Below are 20819 nucleotides of genomic sequence, written 5' to 3'. Positions count from 1 at the left end.
TGGGATGTATCCGGGCTGGATGTAGCCTGTGAGTAACGACCGAAGGGATTCCATGGATGCCGTGGCATTGAACGAGGCGCTGATCGAGTCGATTCGCGGTAAGGGTGCGCTCACGATCCCGGAGGTTGCCGGTGAGCTGGCCGTGCTTGGGGTAGCTGTTGAGGGCGACCGGGCCTTGTTTCAGAGCGAAAATGTTGTCGTCTGGATTGATCTGAGCGGCGAGGCCGTCGCCGCGCTTCAGAGACTCGTCGCGGACGAGCGGTCGGAAGTGACTACGGCGATGCCTGCCACATACGCGATGGAGGGCGCTCTGTTGGAATATCCGCTCGTCACCGGGAGTGGTATCAAACGGGGCTACAAGACGCCGCATTGGCTCCCGCTGGAGATCGCGGTCAGGCCCTAGCCCGAGAAATGGCCGGGCCTCAGGTCCGAGACCTACGTCGGTGTCAAGGAATTCGGCACCAACGACGACTAGCGACTCGTTAGGGGCGAGGGGCAACTACGTCCCGTGCGTCATAACATAGTGACCCGACGCATCGAGCTCGAGCGTGAGGTCCGATCGCTCCGTCATGATACGGAAGACCTTTATTGCCTTCAGCTCGGGAAACGAGAGTTCGGCACGTATGCCGAGGCCACCCGACCTTAGATCTCCGAGCAGAATTGGTGTTCTGTACACAGATAGCTGCGTTAAGTCTATGCCGTGAAACGACACGGCCCTGGGGTCCCAGGCCTCTATCCCTCCGTCAACAAGTGGAAGGACTTGACGCAAAGCCTCTTCCGCTATCCACCCCATCTGCCTGACAACGAAGTGCCCAAGGGTCATGCCCGCGACATCCAGCATGTCGATCCGACTGAGAATTTCCGGAACGTGCTGTCCAAGGTGGTTTCCCCGCGCATTTCCGTATTCGTCGGCCAAACGAGACCACGAATACCGACGTCGAAGCGTCGACCGCGAGACTAGGCACGTTCCATCTAGGACGTCCGCGAAACTAAACAGCGATCGGGTCGGCGCGGTGCCGCGAAATGTATCGACGGGAATTCCAATCGGCAGCCGCCCCACTCCCAACTCGGTGTCAGGTTGGTCGTTCGGGACCGCCGACAGCCAGAAGCTGGGCGACGGCAGACCAAACGCGCTGCAGAGTCGCAAAACCACTTTGTCGCCACGTCCATAGGCCAGCAGAATTCTGGTCACCGCAGCAATGTTGTCGGCCGCTGACAGGTCGCCATCATCTAGGGCGTTCAACGCTCGTCTAATCCTGGACGAGAGATTGACCGACCCACGTACCAATTCGTCAATTGACAATTGCGGGTTCGAGGAAGCCATGACGCAAACCTAGCAAGACGCACCAGACCTCAACGGCCGGCTGTCACCTTGCACTTCTCTCATCGCTGTGAGCGCGCTACCGACGTGCAAGATGACGTCTAACGGTCTCATGCGCAACGGGCCTGACCGTGATCATTACCGACCTCATCTGAGCTGCATCCGCTCTTAGAAAAAGGAGGGAGCGGCCGAATGCCTACCCTTCCGACCGTCGCAGCGAGCTGCAGCGTCACTTGCGTCACACTTCGGCGGACAGCATGCGCTGTGGGCTATAGACATGGGGCTCTTCGTGCTTTAAGGGCGTGAGGTCGATGATCGTGATCAAGGGGAGTGGGAACTCGCCAACATCGAGCGTGTGCAGGCGCTTGTAGGGTGTCAGCCAGACGAAGCAGTCCACACCGGACCGCACGATTACATCGATGAAAACCGAATCGGCAAACGAGTAGTGAGGCCTGCCTCTGCCAGATGGTCCGAAGGCGCCCAGCGTTTCTAAATATGCCGTGGCCTCGTCGAAAACGAGGAACCCGAGCTCGAACCCCGGCCGTTGGTGACGGTAGGTGTCAACCTTGCGCGCATGGTCGGATACAGTGCGGGTGAACTGATCGACGTAGGCGCGATAATTATGGTCTTGATTGGTGGGGAGCCCGCTGCTAACAGCAGCGACAACCGTCACATCGGAGGGGACATCCAGTCCGATCTCTTTGAGCTCTCGGAGCACCGCACCTTCACGCGCTCGCGTCTTGTCCTTCTTGCCTGGTCGCGGACGTCCACAATCATCGCCTCTAGGAGAATCGATGCAGAGACGTCCTCGAAATCGGGGCTCTCACGGTGAGAAAGATCCCCGCTTCGAAGGGACGACAAGAAGCGGTGGGCCCGTTCACTCTTCGCGGGATAGAAGCACACATCCGTATCGTCGATGTGCGACGCGAAGTCAGCGATGTCGCGCTCGTTTTTGTACGCAAGCTTCATTGCGGTAAAGGGCCCTTCGGGTTCAAACCGTAGTTGCTTCACGGCTCGGGTAAACATCGCGTCGATCCACACCATAATCGAGATTATGGTGTCGATTTTGCGCTGTGGCGACGACGCGATGCATACGTGGATTTCGCAATTACCGCACCTGTTGTCGGACTTTCCTGCGACGATGGCTCGTGGCACTAAACATTGACCCCTTGCGCACGCTCCGTTCCGACTCACAACTCCGCGCCCTTATTCGCGCCGCGATGGATGCGCACCCTTCGGACGAGCAACACTTCGTAGAGTGGAAGGCTACTCTCAGTCTCGGGAAGACCGGGAAGGAGGGCCACTTCAGCATTGCGAAGTGCGTGCTCGCGATGGCGAACCGCCCTGTCGAGTCCGCAACAAACTACTTCGGTGGCTGCGGATACATGATTATTGGCGCGGAACCCGGCCAGCTGCACGATATCGATGTCCCCGATATGGCAGATCTCGAGCCATGGGTTCAGCGTTACACCGGAACTAATGGCCCGACTTGGTCCGGTCACCCCGTGCGCGTTGACAATGCAACGGTTCTCGTCATCATCGTGGAACCACCGCACGACGGCGACCCCATCTTCCCGCTCATGCGTACCTGGGCGCCGGACGACAAAGCCAAGAAGTCCCATCAGGCGGGAACGATTTTCGTCCGCCACCAGGCTCGCTCAGAGCCGGCAACGCCCGCTGATCTGGACGCGCTGCAGCAGCGCCTGCTTGCGGCGCACACCGGCCCGATTCGTATCGACGGCGTCACTGCGATTGCCAACCGCGCCGATGCGGTCCAGGTGGTCGACATTGACGAAACGTCCCTTGAGGCGGCGGTATCAGCAGAGCGCGACATACTTGTGTTCCCGGCAGAGCAACCGGCGCCAGCTGGACTAGCACGCGGGTTCCAGCTCGGAGGGACGAATCAACAGGACGCCCTCGACGCTTACTCCACTGAACGCGAGCGCTACATGGCGAGTTTCGAGAGGGCATTGCCCGCTCACACTCTGCACACCGCGTTGGCGCGACGAGAAGGTTTGTTGAGGTTGAAGGTGACGAATACGTCCCCCCAGCCGTTGCAGGACGTTCGGATCCGGATAGGCCTGCCCGACGAAATTCTCGCGTTCGAAGAAGCATCCCAAATCGACGGCCGACTGCCGAAAAGACCTGCACCGCCGACGGGTATGCTTCCCCTCGGAACACTCGCCGCGCTTGGCATGCTCGCTCAGTCCCCGTTCGTCGAGCAACCTGACTTCGGGCTGATGCAAAAAAACATTTCAGTATCCGAGGACGGATCAGAAGTAGTTTTCACGATCCCATCGCTGCATCCGAGTGAATCGGCGGACACCGATTCATTCATTCTGCTCGCACCGACCACCCGAGCCCAGCCCGACGCGGACATGCACGGGGTGCACACGGCATCGCTTGTGATTTCCGCCGGCAACCGATCGAACGTGAGCGAGGGCACCGTTTCGTTCGCAACGACGGGTACGAGCTGGTCGGTTACCGATCTCATCAGCCGATGACGACACGTCGCGGACCGCGAGGTCCTCATCGCTGATGGCCGTAGCTTCCTGCGTGCGTTCACGCGGACGCCGTCTGCTTAGCGCCGAACGATCATTCGGTCTGTGCGTCTGGAGCGGACGGGGCGTTCTGAATGTTTCTTGGATCCATTATGAAGTTCAGGAGGTCGTCTGAGTCCTGTTTCCATAAGACGATCTTGCGGGTCGAGACCGACGGATTGCCGCTCATCTGCCTGATGTCGGGTTGGTCGTAGATCATTACCAGACCGTCGGCTGCGAACTCCTGTAGATATGGAAGAAGGTCGTCGCGCTTGCGATTCAAGCAAGCCACGAGCGCATCGCTGCCTGATTCAAATGAAAACCAGTGGATATCGTCCTTCACAAAGGATCTCATCTCTCGCAGGACCTTGAAGTGCTCTAGATCGTACTTCGAAACGAGGCGTTGAAAGCGGTCGCGCTTCGGATTGCCGTGGGTGCGCACCCAGCCGTTGATCAAGCCGTGCCAGATGAATTCGCGTTTTTCTTCTTCAGCAGTCTCATGAGCGGCCCGCAGAGCGCGCACGAACGCTGCGTCGAGCTCTTCTTCCGTCGGCGTTGGACTCCACGTACTGAGGTCCAGCCGCAATTGTAGGTCCTGTACCAGCGTTTGCAGAGTCCGAATTGCCCGTTTGGTTTGTCTGTCGGCCGCCGACGGAGCAAGCTCTGTGGCCAAACTACCGAGCGGTATAAGCCCGAGCACGAGCCGCAGCGCTGTCAAACCATGATCGTCCGCGGTGGAATCGAGGGGATTGCGCGCGGACGACGAACGGTTGTCTTGTACTTCAAAGGTCATCTACGGCACTTCATTTCTGTCGAAGAGCGGCACCCACGAGAATATCCAGTGCAGGTGGGGCCGCGCGAATCAAGACGGCAAGAACGCTCTTAGGTGGGTGCCTCCCTTGGTCGGCCCCACCCGCTCATGTGTGCCTGCTAGGCGACCTCGTCGCAAGCGTGGTCCGGCCTTCGGGCTTCCGACTCATGTGGGGTCAGGCATGGCCAGTGCGAGTCTGAAATTCGACCTCGACTTCGCGACGTCGTTCGACGTCTGTAGTGACGAATCGCGCAAAATGCTCGTCACGGTCGTCGATGAGGATATCTTCGACGGTATCGGCAGGAGGTTCGCCAGGCCATGCAGTTTGTCGAGTAGATCGATCACGGTCGAGTCGCGTCCCCGATGTCGCCACCCAGTCGTGGAGTCGTTGGCGGGCGTCGGCGAAGTCACGGTGCCAGCCGAATGGTGCCGAGCCGTGTTGATCGGGGTCGTAGGCGCAGAGCCAATGTAAGTGCAGCGCGGAAAGCTCCCAAACGAGTTCTGGGTGGTTGTGCCAGAAGGGCGGCACGACGGAGGCCGGGAGTCCATACGTCCGGCGGAGCCAATTCACCCACCGGTTGAGCTCAATCCACTCAACTTCGGCTTCGTCGGCGGTGAGCAGGTTCCAGTTGACGGGGTGCGGCGGCTCTGCCGTGAGCGGCCCGTCGAGATCGTCGAGCGAGTCTTCGCCGAACGAAGCATTCTCATCGTCGGGGACCCACTCGTCCAGAGGCACGGTCATGGTCGCCTTCACCACCCGAACGCTGCTGTTCGGGTCTGGGCGGCCCCGAGCACTCGCCGCATGACTTTTTGGGCGGCTGGAGTATTTAACTCCTCGGCCGGTGCTGGGCGGCGAGCACGATCCACGTCATAATTTGTGCGGGCGAGGTCGTGGCCGATCTTCTTGGCGACGAACTCCTCCCGATCGATGACTTCCCCTTCGCGCTCCACTTGGAAGCTACGAACGTATCCTTCGGCGACAAAACTGTCGCCCTTCGCGAACCGAGTGAGTGCCCGTTCGGCGGTAGCACGGTAAGCGACGAGGTCGTGGAAGCTTGGCTCGAGTGGGGTGAAGCCTCCTCCCTCGCGACGGAAGTGGGGTTGGCCGACGCGCACGTAGAAGCGCGTGTCGCCGTTCTCGGTGACCGACTGTTGTGGCTCCGATGCGATGAAACCTGACAGCGACTGTTGCGTGTGAAGTGTCATGGGACTCAACCTCCTGGGTCTGGGCGGACTGCGTTGATCCGCGCTCACTACTAGGTGTGCCGCCGCCAACACAACGACGGTGAACAAGAGACCTCGACCGCGCCGCACCCACTTCAGCGAAGCAGTGGAGGCGACGATTCAGTCCGATTGGCCAATAGGTGGTTGCGTGGGTTCCTCCGGGGCCGGCCTGCGCATCAACGCTTCGATGTCCGCCCGGTTCGCGAGAAGAGTTTTCGAATCGGGACGCGAGGTCCACATCTGCAAGCTCGCGATAACGGGCGGGGCAGCGCGGAGCATGATTAAGCCGGTCCCGAACGGGAGGGTGCGGATGGTGTCGGGCGGCATGATTGGGACGCGGCGGATGGATCGCTGCGCTGAGCGTGAACCCCGATCGCCCACGGTGGTCGAGTCAGTCGACTCGTCGCGCTCGCCGATCAGCGTAGAGAGATCGTGCAGGTCTCGGGAGTTGGATGCCCCACCGAGAACGACCTTGACGATGGACGAGTCCCATATCGTGCCGGCTGCGTTCTCGCTCCATTTCGTGCGTGCTTGCGCAAGTGACTGCAGCACAGGCATGGTCGTGATTCCAGTTCCGCCGCCCTCCGCCATCAGGTTGGGGAGTGATGGGAGGGGCGCCAAATTGCCGATTTCGTCGAGTGCAAGGAGAAGAGGCGGGTCGAGTCGCGCACCCGCGCTGCGAGCGGCCAGGCGACGGGCGGTCTCTACGAGGTCCTCGACAAAGGCCGAGACAAGGGCGGCGGAGTTGTTTGAGCCCGCACCTGTTGCGAGCAGGTACAGGGTGCTGTTGCTGCGCAGGAATTCCTCCGGGTCGAAGCTCTCTCCCTCACCCGGCGAGACGGCATCCAGCACGCGCGGGTCGGCAAGGGCGCCGAGCGAGAGGGAAACGCCCTGCCAGATTGAGTCGCGTGTTCGTGGGTCGGCCTCCAGCATTGCTTGCAGGGAGTCACCCCATCCAGTGGCGGCTGCGGGAGCGCTGAGCAGGATAGCGACGGCGTCGTGAGCTGCAGCCGGGTCGAGGGTCCACCGGAAGAGTTCGGCGGGCGTGCGGTGGTCGAGGGCGGCGGCGTGCAGCAACGCCTGCAGAGCAGTGCGTGTCTTTGCCTCCCAGAACCCGCCTCCATCGACGCCGCCGGCCGCGAGTCCAGTGCCCGCTGCCAATCCCGTTGCGCGGATCATCGCTGTGAGCGGATCTTCGCAGCCGCGGATCGGCGACCAGCGCAGGCCCGCCGGCACTCCGAGGGCGAGCTGTTGCGGATCGAACACTGCGACCGGTCCTACCCGTTGGCGTGCTCGGAGTGTGGCTGTGAGGTTGTCAGGGCGGGTCGATGTGGTCACGACCGGCCCGGGGGAGTCGAGGATGGCGTTGATGACGATGTGTGCGCCCTTGCCGGAGCGTGGCGGGCCGATGACGAGGATGGAGTCCTCGACGCTGGCCCAGACATCGGTACCTCGTGATCGTCCGATGCGGTAGCCAACATCCGTGGGTTTCGCGTTCGATAGGACCGGACGGAGATGCGCAGCGCGACGCATGAGCGCTTTGCTGGATGCCGCTCGCAGCACATCGTTCAGTGTCGCAATTCCGGGGATACGGTACGGATCGATGCGTGCTGCTCGTTGCGGATCGTGAAGCATCCGCCACAGCCAGGTCCCGGCTGCGCCAACGACAACGACCATGATGCTGGCCGTCAGCCAGTACGGAAGCGGGTGCAGCCCGGGAGCCTGCATGGCGACTGACGGGTTGCCCGGGTCAAGAAGGACGGAGAGTCCGGTTTCGGGTCCGCCCGCCGGTTGCGGAATGCCTGTCGCCCAGGCTGCGGCGGTTCCCGCCAGCCGGAGAAGTAGCGCGAGCACTGCTGAGCACAGCAGGAGTCCGATGCCGAGGTTTGCGAGCTCGTCGCCGAGCGAGGCCTGACTCCGTGGTGGGCTCACCGGTGCTGTCCCTTCGTGAGGAGACCGCCTACAGGCGGAGATCGGTGCCGCTTCGACTGAATCGTCTCGTGGGGGAGTAAGTGAAGGTCCGGTCTCCTGAGAAGCCGGCTGAGGCATCCAGTAGGTCCGTCACATCCTGGGCGTCGACCACGAGGTTTGCGATTCCTTCCTGGATCAGGCGGTGGCAGCCTGCGCTCGCCGGGCTCGTGACCGGTCCAGGAACCGCGCCTACTGGTCGGCCCAACGAGTGAGCTTGGGCCGCAACGTTCAGCGAACCGGAGCGGTGGCCAGCCTCGACGACGACCGTCGCGCCCGAAAGCGCTGCGAGGATCCGGTTCCGTTGAAGGAAACGCGAGCGAGTCGGGGCGGAGCCCGGCGGTAGTTCGCTTAGGAGCAGGCCGCCGCTCTGTTCGATGCGCTCGAAGAGTTGCTCGTGGCCAGCCGGGTAGAGGCGATCGAGACCGCCGGCCAGCACGGCTACCGTGGAACCGGGATAGGACACGGTGGCAGCTCGATGCGCTGATCCATCGATGCCATACGCTCCGCCGGAGAGGATCACTCTGCCCTGCGAGGCGAGCTCCGAGGCGAGCTCGGTCGCCACTTGGCTGCCGTACGCCGTTGCGGCACGAGAGCCCACGATGGTGACGCGGCCGGGGAGGGAAGCCGAGAGCTGACTCGGGTCGCCTTTGAGCCACAGAGCGATGGGCGCGGTAGCGCCGAGCTGCTGCAGCTCGCCGGGCCAGTCGACATCCTCAGGAGTCAGAAGCCGAATGTCATGGTGCTCCATGTCGACGTTAATGCGGTCGATCTGCCAGGGGTCGATGCGGGGAGCCAGCCGCCGTCGCCAGAGTTCGCCTTCGGCGGGTTCGACGCCATTCGGAAGCCGATCGCCGGAAGTGATGAGCTGCATGGTCGCCGCTGCGCCGAGACGGGCGACTAGTGTCCCCGTGATGACGTCACTCGGCTCGGAGAGCGCCGCAAGCAACATCCTCGCTTCTCGCTCTTCGCTCACATTCTTGACCATCGGTATGACTCCTTGTTCTGGGTGGAAGGTCGGCTGAGGGGACGCACTGCTACCGACCTGCGGACATCCGGGCGGTCGTGTCGAATGCTTCGAGCTCGTTGGGGTGCAGTTGGTGCTGCACGACGAAGCTGCGATCCTTGACGCGCCACAGGCCTTGACCCGTCCCGAGCGCGGGGAGCAGCTGCTGCTCCGTCCCACTGAGTCCCAGGGCGCTCGCCGTGGACCCCAGCTGGTCCGGTTCCTGGCGATAGACGATGCGAGTCTCCGCGTTGGCAAGCAGAGACGACGCGAGCGCGCGCATTGCGGACCCGGAGTCACCAACGTTGTCGAGGTCGCTGAGTTTGTGGAAAACGAGCATGTTCGCAATCCCGAAGTGCCGGGCCAGGCGCCACTGGGCATCCATGCGGCGCAAGAGTGCCGGGTAGGCCATGAGTCGCCAAGCTTCGTCGTAGATGACCCATCGTTGACCGCCGGCCGGATCGGCAAGTGCGGCTTCCATCCATGCGGATGAGCAGGTCATGAGCACGGAGATAAGCGTTGAGTTCTCGGCAACCCGCGAGAGGTCGAGCGAGACCATTGGCAGGGAAGGATCGAAACGCACAGTAGACGGACCGTCGAAGAGCCCAGCGAGGTCGCCAGCGACGAGCCTCCGCAACGCATGGCCGACAAGACGTCCATCCTCTGCGAGCCGTCCCTCGTCGTCCTCGGGGTTGGGAGCGAGTATACGGTCCACGACCATAGGGAGGATCGGCACTTCAGCGCTTCGAACGGCATCCGCCAGGGCGAGGTCGATGGCGGTGTGCTCGAGCGGACTCAGCACTCGATCGAGCACCGTCTCGGCGAGCGCTCCGATGAGCTCTCGACGCCGTGATGCCAGTTGCGCCGCCCACTCAGCGTCCGTGGCGGATGCCGCCCGGTGACCTTCGTCGAGCGGGTTCAGCCGGTTGCGCAGCCCGTGCCCGAGGATGATCGCTTTGCCGCCGACGGCTTCGGCCACGACGGTGTGCTCACCCTTCGGATCGCCAGGCACGTAGACCCGGCGGCCGAACGGGAGAGAGCGGGTGTAGAGCGACTTCGCGAGTGATGATTTGCCGGAGCCGACGATGCCGGCGAGGACGATGTTCGGGGCGGTGATCATTCCGCGTTGGTAGAGCACCCAGGGGTCGTAGACGAAGGAGCCACCGGAATAGAGGTCCTGCCCGACGAAGACACCGGCCGAGCCCAGTCCGGCCTCGGCAAGGAATGGGTAGTGCCCCGACAGAGTGGCGGAGGTGTCCTGATGCTTGGGGAGCCGGAGTCGCCCGGGCATCCGCAGTTGTGCGGGACCTGGCTCACCCCCGGCGGCAAGGTATTCGGCTGATCGTGCCTCGTCCCGTTCGGCCTGCCATTGCGTTCGCGCTTCGAGGTGCTTCACGCGCCGCGCATCAGCCACGATCTGTGCCGCTGAGCGTTTGCGCGCCTGGCGGTCGCGCCGAACTTCGCCGTGCGGCTCAAGCAGGTGAGTGGTGTGCAGGTGTTCGTCCGTTGAATTCTTCACAGCGAGACCGCCTGCGCTGACTTGGCGCTCGATCGGGCTTGAGTGCTGGCCCAGGTTGCGGCGGGCTGGCGTGATTGGGCTGGCTGGGTGGATGCGACCCTTGTGGTCCGGGCAAGATTTGGTTCAGGTTCATCGGGATATCGGCGTAAGAGCGACACGTAGCCGAATTGTTTGCTGTAAGTCAGCGCATAGGAAGATCCGTCGTCTTCGATGATCCGATCTGTCCGCCCGGCCGGGATACGGTCGTAGACATACCCGTTGATCAGAGCAGCGTCAACAGTCTCGTCTCCGTAGTCCCACTGTTGTAGGTGATCGATCGCCGCGATGGCGCCCCTGAGGTCGATCATGCCGAGCACTGCGTGCGCCTCATCTCCCTGTAAGAAGACGACACTGATCCAACGAGGTTCGGCTGGTCTCAGTCCTTCGTCAAACATCTCAACTCCGATCGATGGCTTCACGAGACAGGTGCGCACCGCTTACACGCTTCGGCAGAGGGGCAGCGCCGCGGCAGTGAACGCTTGCGCCTGTTGACCGACGAGCAGCCGTGTCTCGCATGAGCTCTGAATGGCGGCCTGCTCGATCGACGCCACAGCGGCGTCGAGGTCGTCGGCAGTGGATGCGGTTACGCACACGAGACCGGTCGCGCGAACAATGCCGTGGCCGGCGGTGAGCTCCGCCTCCTGCTGAAGCACGTCTTCGTACTCCGCGGTTGAACTGGCATCCTCGATCTGGCCGATGCGCCTACGCTGGTGGGCATCGCTGATGAGTTCGGTCTTCTTCTTGCGGAGATCGCGTGCGGCCTGATCCGCACGAACGGGGAGATAGTGCAGCGCAAGCGTGCGGAGAACACCGTTGGTGAAGACGAGGGGCGACAGGAAGCCGGGGAATACCTGCGATCGGGGCCATTCGCTGATCCACAAGACCGCGTGGAAGGCACTGTCTGTGCGCAGACGATCCCAGCTCTCGGTGACGGCGACCGGGCCGGCCGTGGCGAGCGACCGCCCAACCTCAGGATGCCGTTCCAGGTCGACGCCCACGGCGGGGTCGTAAGCGGTTCGCAGTATCTTGGCGAGTTCGTCGGCGGTGAGCCAGCTTCCGACGGAGAGGTCAGCGGACCGCAGCGCTCCCGTCAACGCCGTCATTTCTTGGCGGAGTACCGCTGCCGCACCGCGCATGCCGCCGCCTTGCGTACGGACCTGGCGCGCCGCCGAGGCGAGATCGACGGAGAGGCTAATCGTGGTGGCGTGACGTTCGCCGGCTGGTCCGGCCCTCCCGATGAGATCCCGATAGGTGACCGCAGCCCACCCGCCGTCATCGATGCCGTGTTGCTCCCACCACTCGGCGAGCCCGGTGCCCGAATCGGGCAGTGTGCGTTCCGACACCTGTAGACGTGCGATGCGTCCTGATCTGCACGCACCCGCGAGTACACGCCCCCAACCGGTCACCCTCCGATGCTGCTCACCGGGGTCGAGCAGAGCGAATGCCGGGTGCGACACGGCCACGACAGCGGTGAGAGTCTTCGCGTGCGGATCGTGGATCATCACCGCCCCGGTCTCGGGATCGTTCCATTCGCGAAGGGCGGCCGCGTCGCCGGGAAGGGACAGCGTTCCAACGGGGCGCGGCCGGATGATTCGACGCCGGTAGGTCAGCTGGCGGTAAGCGACGCGCCACATCCACCGTGTGCCGACCGGCACCCACTCGACGAGCTTGCGACCGCGGATCGAGACACCCGCGATGACCGCGGTGGTCACCCAGACGGGACTTGTCCACGCTAGGCCGGAGGCGCCAGCTGTGTAGAGCGCTGTCACGAGAGTGAGCATTCCGATCGACAGTGCAATCAACTGTGGCAGCGACAAGCTGAGGACGATGCCGCGTTTGGTCAGACGGGAGAATTGAACGGGAGACAGCTGGTACTTGGCGCGGTTCTCGTCGGCGTCCATAACTAAATGTCCTTACGGGCGAGTCCGGATGCTGAGGCGGGTGCCTCGGCTAGGGGCGTGGGGGTTCTTGGCTGCATGGGTTCGGGTTCCGCCGTAGGTGCGCTCGGTCCGGCGGAGTCACCGACTGCCTGTGTGTGATTGTCAGCAGTCTGTCCGAGCGCGTTGCCGAGGCCTGGTCCGGCCTCCGCGGCGGCGCCGGCAACTGCTGCTCCAACTACGATTCCTGCGCTGCCCACCCCGGCTGCTGCTCCCGCACCGCCGGCTCCGGCTCCAGCACTGGCGCCGCCTGATGATGCAGGGCTGGACGCTCCGGCAGGGGGGCCGGGGCTCCCGGTCGGCGAAGCGGTGGTGGGTCCTGGCCCAGATGGCGAAGTGGTCGCTGTCTGAGCGGTTGGAGCCGTTGCCCCCTTCTCGTCGCCTCCGTTCGGGCCAAGAATCTTCTTGGCGCTTTCTGCCATTGGTGCGGCAGGCACAGGCACTGGACGGTTCAGGGCCGACTTCGCTTCCTGCTCACTCGACATGGCGTGGTACATGTCGAACCCGACGAAGCTGATGAACTTGTAGGTGATGTACGGCGCGAACGCGGCAACGAACATGAGCACGATCCCAGCGATCGGATCGCTGATCGAGGCGAGATCGGCGTCGATTGGGGCCGAGACTTGCGCGACCGCAACCAAGAAGATCACGACGAGCACGAGCTTCGACAGGATAAGCGCGATCACGAAGGCGACCCATTTCGCGAACCATCCCTTGGCGGCATCCCAGGTCGCGCCGGCGAGGGCGATTGGCCCAAAGACGATTGCCACGAGCAGCAGCGCCTTGCGGATGAGGAGCGAGAACCAGACGATCGCGGCGGCACTGATTGCAAGCGCAGAGAGAAAGATTGTCACGATCGCGCCGACGCCGGGAGCAGCGACATTGATTGCTGTGAGGCCGGCGGGGAGCAGAGCGATGCGGTCGCCCATCCCTTCCATGGTGTTGCCGCTTGCCTGAACGATTCCGATTGTGAGTTGATCCGTGATCTCGAGCAACAAGGCTGTGATGGTGATGAGAACGAAAGCACCGAGCACCGACTTTGCGAGGCCTGTCGCGGCCCGGGATAGTGCCGTTGGGTCGCGGCGAATGAGGCCGGTGATGAGTTGCAGGCAGAAGAGCACGAGGGTGACGAAGACAGCTACGCCGAAGAGCACGTTGTAGACGTCGATGTATCCGGGGTCCGTGACGTCCACCAGTGTGGTCGTGTCGAAGGCGGCCCACACCGACTCGAACAGCCAGGCGGCGGCAGAGCCCATCGCGTTGGCGAGCCAATCGAACGGTGCCGCGACCAGCGAGGCAGTGCCTTCGCCGACCGCGTCGCAAACGCTCGCGATCACCGGCACATCGCACACGCTCATTGGCTCACTCCGATCATGCCGGAATCACGGTCAGACGGCTTGGCCGACGCCCCAGAAGAAGTTGACCAGCGTCACAGCGGCGCCGCAGATGATGGCCGCACCGCAGGACACGAGCACGCCGGTCTTGCCGCGCGACGCGAGGTGCGGGTTGGACGAGTTGGCTCCGAAGCCCCAGACAATGGCCGCGACGATCAAGGCGAGGACGCTCAGGACCAGGCCGATGGTCATGACGGCGCCCACAATGGTGCGCAGCTGGTCGATGCCGGGTAGGCCCGTCCCATTCGGATCAATGTCGATCACAATCAGCTCCCTCAGTCGATGGACGTACGACAGACAGGAGCGCACGGCGTCCCGTAGGGGCGGCGGCCGTTACAGAGTTGAACCGATATCGATTAGGAAGTTGACCCAGGCGACACCGGCACCGGCCAGGGCAGCTGCACCGCATGCAACCCAGAGCCCGGTGCGAGCACGGACGGCAGTTTGGAAGTTGCCGCTCGCCGAAGCGAGCGCCCAAGTGACGCCAGTGATGATCATCATGAGCACCGAGATCATGAGCACAAAGGTGAGCAGGGCTCCGACGATGTGCTGTAATTCTTCGGCGCCACCGACGGCTCCGAAGTCGGGGAAGACATCCATCTCATTCAGCCCTTTCTGGTGTGCATCCTGCTGTGGTGACCGCTGCACCTGCGACACCGGCGGCGCCGTGCTCAGCGAGCCACTGCTCAGCATTGACAGCAGGTTGGTCTGCTCCGCCCGGGTGAATCTCGAGGTGTAGGTGGGGTCCAGTCGATTTGCCCGCTGAGCCGACATCGCCAATGTGCTGGCCGGCTGCAACGCCGTCACCCTCTTTCACCAGGATGCCCGCCTCGTACATGTGGGCGTAGAACGAGGCGACGCGCTCGCCACCGACAGTGTGGTCGAGGACGATCAGCCCTCCGTAGGTACCGCGTTGCGCGGCGAAGCTGACGGTGCCGTCGGCGACCGCGAGGATCGGCGTGCCCGCGGGGGCCGCGAGGTCACTTCCGGCGTGGAATCTAGATTCACCGCTGTAGGGGTCGGTCCGCATTCCGAAGCTGTCTGTCTTTGTGTATGTGCCGTCGGGGAGCGGGAACGCAACTCGCGATGTTTCGGGAACCTTCTGGTCGTAACCTGCGGCGCTCGCCGTCTGCGATCGAGTCAACGCCGAGAGGATCAACTCTGCGACGGGCTGGAAGTTCTGGTAGCGGTCGGGATAGGCGCTGACTTCGACGGCCTGCGCCGCCTCGCCCGGGTCCATCAACTGCCAACCCGGGATGTCCAGCAACCCACGAGGGGATCCGGCATTGGGCCCGGAAAGCCCACCGAAGAATGCTCGTGCCTGGTAGTCCGGATCCATGAGCTCGGCCACCGTTCCCCAGCCTGAAACAGATCTCATCTGAAACAGGCCGAGGGAATCATGATCGGAGCCGAGTCCGTCGTTTGGATAATTCGCTGACTCTGGATAGGCACTGGTGTTGGCCAGCATCCGGAGCGTCGACTCCGTGAGCGCGGCCATCAACGCGATGAGGGCGCCCTCTCGGCCGGCACCGGGTGTTTGTGCCCCTACCGTGGCGATTGTCGCGGCGTGGGTGAGCTGGTTCTTGTTCAGAGTGATCGAACGGCCATCGCGTGTCTGGGCTGTCAGCGAGTCGGGCACGCTACCGACGGCGAGGGATCCCGAACCGCATGAAATCGCCGCCGGGTTCATCACGGTGGCCACGCTCACCAGCACGATGGAGGGGCCAACGAATATGAGTACCAGGCTGAGGACTATGAGCTTCTTCATCGCCCAATCACTTCAAAGGACGGTCGACCTGCGAAAGCCGAAGGAGTACACACGGTTGTCCTTCCTGGCACGCAACGAAAATCGTGAACGCCACCGGACGCTCTGTACGGATGACTTCGGTATTCCACGTACCCACTCGGTGACTGGTTCCCGTGATCGTTAGTGCCGCTGCACCGGGTGGAAGCTGTCCCGCGGTGGCTTGGTCCCGTGCAATGGACCACGACTGGGGAATAGCGATTGACTTCACGTCGAGCCGTTGTTGGGTCCCGTAAGCGCTCAAGCGCACCCACATCTCAGAGGTGGGCAGGTAGCCGCGAACGTCGGATGCCAGGGCTGGCGCCTCTTCCGCGTCGGCGACATCGAGCGGCACCTGCGCCCATTCGGCAGGGCCACCCTCGTGTCGGGTGTCCCAATCGAACAAAGCACGAGCCACGCTGCGGGCGAAGACCTCGGGGTCCGACGTCACTAGCACCGGCCGCGGTTCATCGGCGCGTTCAGGGGAGACCGACGGGACGGATGTCTCGACCGCGGGCCGGTGCGGGTGACTCGTCTTCTCGCGGCCTTGGATCAGGCCGTACACGCCGATCGCTATGAGCAGAATCAGCGTGAGGCCGCCGCAGATGACCGCAACGATGAAGCGGCGCTGATGAACGAGGGGCATTTCAGGCCCTTAGGTCCAGGTGACGTAGTGCGTCTTGTGCCGGATCATCGGCTTGCCGATAACTGACTTGAACCGAGGGAAGAGTCGCGCAGACGGCGTAGCTGCTCAGCGAAAGCGATGGTGCCTGCGAGCGTTTCTTCGAACTGCTCCCATTGCCCATCCGCGAGCTGGGCCGCGATCTCCGCGACGTCGTAGCGCAGCCACCATTCGCCCAGATCATGCCAAAGGAAGACGAACGAACGGACAGGCAGTTTCGCGTCGGCGGTGGCAGCGGGTCGGGCCTTCTTGGCCTTCGTCGCAGTTTTGGCACGTGCCAGAGCATCTTTAGCCAGACGTTCGAGGTCGGCATCCGGGGTTATGGAGGCAGCAGCGTGAACCCGTGTTGCACCCATCGACGAGGCTTCGCGGATACCAGCAGGCTGTGCCGGGTCTGCCGCCATCCGCTGCAGTTCGAGTACAGCAGCTTGAGTTTTCATTCGGTGTTGCGCAGACGTCACAGAGCCACCGTTGTGAATCAAGTCGAGCTCGACCCTGGCGCGGCTGCGGAGCGACTCATCGGCACTCTCGTCGGCAACGATCCGTTGCAACTCTCCGATACGTTCGAGCGTCGTGTACGAGCGACGGCCGGTTACGAGCAAGGCTGCCTGTGAACGGGCATAGCCCTCGAGTTGCATCAACGGTGCTGCCACCGTGGCAGCACCGTGTGATCTGGCTTTTCCTTGCTCGGAACGGAATCTCGACGCCTCCTGACGGCGGCTCGCATCCTCAGCGAGAAGCACCTTCACCTCGCGATAAAGGGTGGCCGCTTCAGTCGGACTGAGCGATTTGTGAAGAGCGTTGTCGTCTTGCTCGGCAAGTAGCTGGGTGAGCCGCTCCGATATGCCGGAACGAACCCAGACATTGAGCCTTCGTACTCCCAACTGCCGCAGTGCGGCGAGGCGGCGAGCGCCACAGACAAGAGTGCCTTCAGGAGTCACCGTGATGGGCTGCAGGAGTCCCTGACGTTCGATCGAAGCCGCGAGTGCATCGATGTCGCCGAGGTCAGTGCGGTGACGCGACCCAATCCGGATCGAGTCGATCGACCGCTCCAGCTCGATGTGACCGGGCGTGTTGGTCATACCCGCACTCCTGGTGCGTTGGCCGCGATGTCGGAAACGAGGTCGTCGTCGCGAAGAAGCGTGCGAAGTGGCTCGCCGATAAGCAACCGTAGCAGGATGCCGCGGCTGGCAGCCGTGTGTGCTTGCAGCGGATCGCAGTTCCCTAAGAGTGCTCGAAGCATGGACATCCACGCCCGTTGCGGAATGTCTAGGTGCGCTCGGGCGGAGTAGTCGCGGCGCAGAGTCTCGAAAGCAGAGGGGCGTGATTGGGAGTCCGCGAGCCGGCTGCAGATGTACTCAACGCAGCTTCGCGCTCGGTCAGACTCCCAGCCCAGCAGCGTGAACAGCATGATTGCGTCCTCGACAGCCGGTTCCACTTCGGGTCGCGGCGATGCATCGGTCTGCGGGTCGCCCGCATCCGCGCGGAATGCGGGGTGGTACTCCGGTAGAGGGTGCTCCCGATCACTGAAGCGCTCGGCATCGTGGTATCTCGAGATCTTGCGTCGGCGTGCCTGGTGGACCGAACACAGGAGACCTTGGGCGCGTTCCTCCGCAATACAGGTCACCTGCACTGCTCTCGTCACGATTGCCCAGGGATCGTCGGCGCGCAACGCCGACGGTGCTCGCATTGCGTCGTACGCCGCGGCGGCTGCCTCCCAGGGATCCAGTCCGTGTCGGTGCGCCAGGGCTGCGTAGCGTTTGGCGGCGTACCGCATGAGCTCGGATGCCTCGGGGTCAGTTCGCCAGCTGAGACCACCGTCAGCCTGAAGTCTTGCGAGCACCGATCTCAGTCCCTCGGAGTCGTGGAACGCCCTCGAATCTGCTCCTCGGTGTGTGGTCCATTCCATCACGGCACCTCCCTTCGGATCGGTGTGCGTCGTCGCACTGGCTGCCGTTAAGATCAGGGTCGGCCGAGCCCGGGGCGTGAGACCTGGGGCTGGTCGTTCCGCTGCCCGAATTCGGACGGCGGGGGAAGCTTGCTCGCACGGTCGCGTATTGCGCGGCGGGTGGTCGCCGGGGTCCGGCGCATCCGGCGTGCGAGCTCCGCCTCAAAGTCGATGCCGTGCCCGGCCATGCGCCCGGTGCTACTGCTGAGTAGATCCGAAGCGCGAACCCAGTTGACGTCGCCACCTGGGGAGTGCTTTTCCTTGCCAGTGAAGAGTGATCGTCTGTCCGCTTCATCGTGCGAAGCTGCTACATCAGAGCGAACGGGATACTCTGCGGGCAATGGATGCTGCGGCTGCGTTTCGCCGAGGGTCTCGATAGCTGCTGATTCGCCTACCTCGTCGAACTCATCCCTAGCCATGGCTTTGGTCCTTCCTCATTTCGATGGTTTGAACTACAGGAGTGACGACACTTACCTGGATGGCACCGCTCCGAGGAAGGCAAGTCGTCGTGGGGAACGCGAACGTCACCCCAGGCATGGCGCGTCACCTCGCCCGCGCACTTGAGCTCTGGGGTCGCACCATTGCTCGCTCTGTGCGCCGGGCGTATGTGGGGCAGCCTGCCGGCTCGCGGACCGGATGGTCGCCGTGATTTCGGCGGTCGGCAGCCCCGCGGACAATGCAGCCGGAGCCAGCGCAGCGTCGATATCCGCGGGCGCAAACCCAGCCTCCACAAGCCGGCAGGCCGCCCAGAACAGGCCTCTGTTTCGTTCGCCCTCGGCGAGCTTGCTGACCCACTGCGCCAGACGTTGAGGCTCAGCCGAGGTGAGCACCTCCGGCCTCGATACCGCCTGAGGCGGTCTGGGTGCCAAGAACTCCCGGAGGGCGATGGCGTCGACCGGCTTCGAGCCTGCCGCTGACAGCGAGTTGAGGCGGTAGCTGAATCGGCCGTTGGGTGTCGCCAGCATCGAGGGCGGCACAACGACATAACCACCATCGCCACGAAAGTCGATATGCGCGGATGCAGCCTGCCAGCAGCGTTGAGGGCGGGCCGCCAGCGCGGGGAAATAGACATGCATTCCGCTGGACGGAGTGCGCACCCGGGCGAGCTCGCCGTCGACGAGCCCAGCAACACTCGCACGCTCATACGCGATGTAGCCCGAACCCGCGGCCGTGACGTCGATATCGACTACATCGAAACCGGACGGCCCGCCCGTCGGCATCCCGATATTTGCAGACGGCCAGCGGGCCCACCAAGCCTGCACCTGGTCTAAGTCAGAGCTTGCTTCGTGAAACCCGACATGGGTGAGCGGACGCTTGCCGTCTCTGGCGCAGGGGAAGATCGGGATGGCGGCCCGGGCGAAGGAGAGAGCTGCGCTTCCCACCGAAGATCGGCTTGTGTCGAGCAGCACGTCGACGATATCCATCAGAGTGTCCTGACTCCGAGCCGCTCAGACTGCTGATTGAGGGTATCCGGCCCTGTGACTCCTGAATGCCGGACTGGTTGAGGCAGGCCCAACTCGGGAGGATCGCCGGCGCCAATCTGAACGGTCGAGAGCCGATCAAGGATCGCCACGGCCACCCGACGCACGCGCTCGCCAGTCTCCTGGATAACCTCGGTCTCGGTCTTGTCGGGCACGGAGCTGGCCCAAGCGGACACGTACGGAATCGTGTAGTCGCTTGTATCCATCCCGTGTGCCGCGCCGACCATCAGTGCCACCGACTCCGCTTCTACTTCACCCACCCCGCGGTGCGACAGCAGGCCAGCGTCGAGATTGTGCATTCTGATGTGCGCCAGTTCGTGGCTTAGGGTCTTCACCCCGGCCGCAGGATCCATGTCCGCTCGCACCGAGACGATTCGGCGCACGAAGTCGGTCAGGCCGTTTGCTTCATTGATCGCGGCGGCATCCGGTACCAACACGACAGCGAAGCCCGACTCTTGAATGAGCGCTCGGAGGCCATCCCAGAGTCCCTTGGGCGCCTCGCCGCGGAGCAGCATTGGCGTGGGACGCTCAGGGATCGGCGACCCCTCGGTTTGGGTGACATCCCACACAAATGCGGGTCGGGCTCCGACCATTCGCGGGCGTACGACCTCACCGGCTCGAGGCCGCTCGTTTCGGCTAAGCCGCCGCCACGAACTCATGTCGACGGGGGAGGAGGTTGCGAAACGCGCGGTGAGGGGCGCGAAGATCATGTAACCCTTTTGCCCGGCGACCACGTGTCGCCCGAGCGCTTGCCAGCGCCGGAACCCGGCCACGTAGCTCGGGAGTGCAGTCGGGACGGATCCACGTTCGTGCGCTGCTGACTGCTGCGCCCAGATCAACAGTGAGTTGTTGAAAGACCGTGATCGAAAGCGAGCGGAGAACTCAAGGGCGCGGCGCCACTCATTTCCATTGACGAGCTCCTCAACCGAGGTAACCAGGCGTTCGTGAAGGCTCGCGAGCTTCGCATCCCGGTCTTTTCGCGCTTGCGGATCCGTTGACACATCGATCACCTTCCCGAGTGGCTGCCAGCACGGGTGTGCGGCTGACACAGAGGTGCGCCTCGCCATGCCAGCGCACTTAGCGAGTCGTCTCCGTTGAGCATGCTCAATTGGATTCAGGTTCGTTGTAGCACCAGATTTGAGCATGCGCAACCATTGCGTTGGCCA

Annotated in this window: 21 protein-coding genes; 2 read left to right on the top strand and 19 right to left on the bottom strand. The window is 63.2% G+C overall.

Annotation, left to right across the window (positions count from 1 at the left end):
• Window positions 1–52: 52 nt before the first annotated feature.
• Window positions 53–403 (top strand): hypothetical protein, encoded by a 351-nt coding sequence (locus E3O57_RS05870; protein WP_103479369.1) that lies wholly within the window; start codon window positions 53–55, stop codon window positions 401–403.
• A 96-nt stretch (window positions 404–499) separates the two neighbouring features.
• On the opposite strand, the gene E3O57_RS05865 is transcribed toward E3O57_RS05870, so the two are convergent.
• The 3 genes from E3O57_RS05865 to E3O57_RS18620 form a co-directional block, all read right to left on the bottom strand.
• Complete coding sequence (locus E3O57_RS05865) at window positions 500–1192, bottom strand: hypothetical protein (protein WP_166804762.1); 693 nt, start codon at window positions 1190–1192, stop codon at window positions 500–502.
• A 367-nt stretch (window positions 1193–1559) separates the two neighbouring features.
• The gene (locus E3O57_RS05860; RefSeq protein ID WP_133159778.1) at window positions 1560–2039 is read right to left on the bottom strand and encodes a hypothetical protein; all 480 of its coding nucleotides are present in this window, start codon (window positions 2037–2039) and stop codon (window positions 1560–1562) included.
• Window positions 1991–2365, bottom strand: coding sequence for a hypothetical protein (locus tag E3O57_RS18620; RefSeq protein WP_103479366.1), 375 nt, complete (start codon window positions 2363–2365; stop codon window positions 1991–1993). The genes E3O57_RS05860 and E3O57_RS18620 overlap by 49 nt, the downstream gene beginning before the upstream one ends.
• 104 nt (window positions 2366–2469) lie before the next feature.
• Here E3O57_RS18620 and E3O57_RS05855 point away from each other — a divergent pair, with 104 nt between their 5' ends.
• The gene (locus E3O57_RS05855; protein WP_103479365.1) at window positions 2470–3825 is read left to right on the top strand and encodes a hypothetical protein; all 1356 of its coding nucleotides are present in this window, start codon (window positions 2470–2472) and stop codon (window positions 3823–3825) included.
• A gap of 91 nt (window positions 3826–3916) precedes the next feature.
• Here the strand turns inward: E3O57_RS05855 and E3O57_RS05850 are convergent, their stop codons facing one another.
• From E3O57_RS05850 to E3O57_RS05770, 16 genes are all read right to left on the bottom strand, one after another.
• A complete protein-coding gene (locus tag E3O57_RS05850) occupies window positions 3917–4654 on the bottom strand; it encodes a hypothetical protein (protein WP_103479364.1) in 738 nt (245 codons plus the stop codon).
• A gap of 193 nt (window positions 4655–4847) precedes the next feature.
• A complete protein-coding gene (locus E3O57_RS05845; RefSeq protein WP_103479453.1) occupies window positions 4848–5414 on the bottom strand; it encodes a hypothetical protein in 567 nt (188 codons plus the stop codon).
• 8 nt (window positions 5415–5422) lie between these two features.
• On the bottom strand, window positions 5423–5878 hold the full coding sequence (locus E3O57_RS05840; protein WP_103479363.1) for a single-stranded DNA-binding protein: 456 nt from the start codon (window positions 5876–5878) through the stop codon (window positions 5423–5425).
• Window positions 5879–6016: 138 nt separating this feature from the next.
• A complete protein-coding gene (locus tag E3O57_RS05835; protein WP_370289883.1) occupies window positions 6017–7828 on the bottom strand; it encodes a TraM recognition domain-containing protein in 1812 nt (603 codons plus the stop codon).
• Window positions 7829–7856: 28 nt separating this feature from the next.
• Window positions 7857–8852, bottom strand: coding sequence for a DNA-processing protein DprA (gene dprA, locus E3O57_RS05830; protein WP_103479361.1), 996 nt, complete (start codon window positions 8850–8852; stop codon window positions 7857–7859).
• 49 nt (window positions 8853–8901) lie between these two features.
• On the bottom strand, window positions 8902–10389 hold the full coding sequence (locus tag E3O57_RS05825; RefSeq protein ID WP_103479360.1) for an ATP-binding protein: 1488 nt from the start codon (window positions 10387–10389) through the stop codon (window positions 8902–8904).
• On the bottom strand, window positions 10386–10823 hold the full coding sequence (locus E3O57_RS05820) for a hypothetical protein (protein ID WP_103479359.1): 438 nt from the start codon (window positions 10821–10823) through the stop codon (window positions 10386–10388). Before E3O57_RS05820 ends, E3O57_RS05825 begins: the two co-directional genes overlap by 4 nt.
• Before the next feature lie 42 nt (window positions 10824–10865).
• Window positions 10866–12329, bottom strand: coding sequence for an SCO6880 family protein (locus E3O57_RS05815; RefSeq protein ID WP_103479358.1), 1464 nt, complete (start codon window positions 12327–12329; stop codon window positions 10866–10868).
• Window positions 12330–12331: 2 nt separating this feature from the next.
• Window positions 12332–13723, bottom strand: a complete 1392-nt coding sequence (locus E3O57_RS05810; protein WP_103479357.1) for a conjugal transfer protein TrbL — start codon at window positions 13721–13723, stop codon at window positions 12332–12334.
• A 30-nt stretch (window positions 13724–13753) separates the two neighbouring features.
• Window positions 13754–14023 carry a DUF6112 family protein gene (locus tag E3O57_RS05805; RefSeq protein ID WP_103432436.1) on the bottom strand — a complete coding sequence of 90 codons (270 nt, stop codon included), beginning with the start codon at window positions 14021–14023 and terminating at the stop codon, window positions 13754–13756.
• Window positions 14024–14092: 69 nt separating this feature from the next.
• Window positions 14093–14359 carry a DUF6112 family protein gene (locus E3O57_RS05800; RefSeq protein WP_103479356.1) on the bottom strand — a complete coding sequence of 89 codons (267 nt, stop codon included), beginning with the start codon at window positions 14357–14359 and terminating at the stop codon, window positions 14093–14095.
• Window position 14360: 1 nt separating this feature from the next.
• The gene (locus E3O57_RS05795; RefSeq protein ID WP_103479355.1) at window positions 14361–15527 is read right to left on the bottom strand and encodes a M23 family metallopeptidase; all 1167 of its coding nucleotides are present in this window, start codon (window positions 15525–15527) and stop codon (window positions 14361–14363) included.
• A gap of 7 nt (window positions 15528–15534) precedes the next feature.
• Window positions 15535–16188, bottom strand: a complete 654-nt coding sequence (locus tag E3O57_RS05790; RefSeq protein WP_103479354.1) for a hypothetical protein — start codon at window positions 16186–16188, stop codon at window positions 15535–15537.
• 44 nt (window positions 16189–16232) lie between these two features.
• Entirely contained in the window at window positions 16233–17306 is a 1074-nt protein-coding gene (locus E3O57_RS05785) for a ParB N-terminal domain-containing protein (RefSeq protein ID WP_103479353.1), read from the bottom strand.
• 1390 nt (window positions 17307–18696) lie between these two features.
• On the bottom strand, window positions 18697–19596 hold the full coding sequence (locus tag E3O57_RS05775) for a bifunctional DNA primase/polymerase (RefSeq protein WP_103479351.1): 900 nt from the start codon (window positions 19594–19596) through the stop codon (window positions 18697–18699).
• On the bottom strand, window positions 19596–20654 hold the full coding sequence (locus E3O57_RS05770) for an ArdC family protein (protein ID WP_133159776.1): 1059 nt from the start codon (window positions 20652–20654) through the stop codon (window positions 19596–19598). Before E3O57_RS05770 ends, E3O57_RS05775 begins: the two co-directional genes overlap by 1 nt.
• Window positions 20655–20819: the final 165 nt, after the last annotated feature.

It is taken from the genome of Cryobacterium sp. TMN-39-2, from assembly GCF_004402745.1.
Taxonomy (GTDB): domain Bacteria; phylum Actinomycetota; class Actinomycetes; order Actinomycetales; family Microbacteriaceae; genus Cryobacterium; species Cryobacterium zongtaii.
Note: the sequence above shows the minus strand (reverse complement) of the source record. Positions and strands in the feature narration are given on the sequence as shown.

Coding starts and splice junctions, on each gene's coding strand:
- dprA (WP_103479361.1), bottom strand. CDS start 8,852: ATGGTCAAGAATGTGAGCGAAGAGCGAGAAGCGAGGATGTTGCTTGCG.
- E3O57_RS05775 (WP_103479351.1), bottom strand. CDS start 19,596: ATGGATATCGTCGACGTGCTGCTCGACACAAGCCGATCTTCGGTGGGA.
- E3O57_RS05815 (WP_103479358.1), bottom strand. CDS start 12,329: ATGGACGCCGACGAGAACCGCGCCAAGTACCAGCTGTCTCCCGTTCAA.
- E3O57_RS05810 (WP_103479357.1), bottom strand. CDS start 13,723: ATGAGCGTGTGCGATGTGCCGGTGATCGCGAGCGTTTGCGACGCGGTC.
- E3O57_RS05870 (WP_103479369.1), top strand. CDS start 53: ATGGATGCCGTGGCATTGAACGAGGCGCTGATCGAGTCGATTCGCGGT.
- E3O57_RS18620 (WP_103479366.1), bottom strand. CDS start 2,365: ATGGTGTGGATCGACGCGATGTTTACCCGAGCCGTGAAGCAACTACGG.
- E3O57_RS05790 (WP_103479354.1), bottom strand. CDS start 16,188: ATGCCCCTCGTTCATCAGCGCCGCTTCATCGTTGCGGTCATCTGCGGC.
- E3O57_RS05795 (WP_103479355.1), bottom strand. CDS start 15,527: ATGAAGAAGCTCATAGTCCTCAGCCTGGTACTCATATTCGTTGGCCCC.
- E3O57_RS05840 (WP_103479363.1), bottom strand. CDS start 5,878: ATGACACTTCACACGCAACAGTCGCTGTCAGGTTTCATCGCATCGGAG.
- E3O57_RS05820 (WP_103479359.1), bottom strand. CDS start 10,823: ATGTTTGACGAAGGACTGAGACCAGCCGAACCTCGTTGGATCAGTGTC.
- E3O57_RS05785 (WP_103479353.1), bottom strand. CDS start 17,306: ATGACCAACACGCCCGGTCACATCGAGCTGGAGCGGTCGATCGACTCG.
- E3O57_RS05850 (WP_103479364.1), bottom strand. CDS start 4,654: ATGACCTTTGAAGTACAAGACAACCGTTCGTCGTCCGCGCGCAATCCC.
- E3O57_RS05845 (WP_103479453.1), bottom strand. CDS start 5,414: ATGACCGTGCCTCTGGACGAGTGGGTCCCCGACGATGAGAATGCTTCG.
- E3O57_RS05800 (WP_103479356.1), bottom strand. CDS start 14,359: ATGGATGTCTTCCCCGACTTCGGAGCCGTCGGTGGCGCCGAAGAATTA.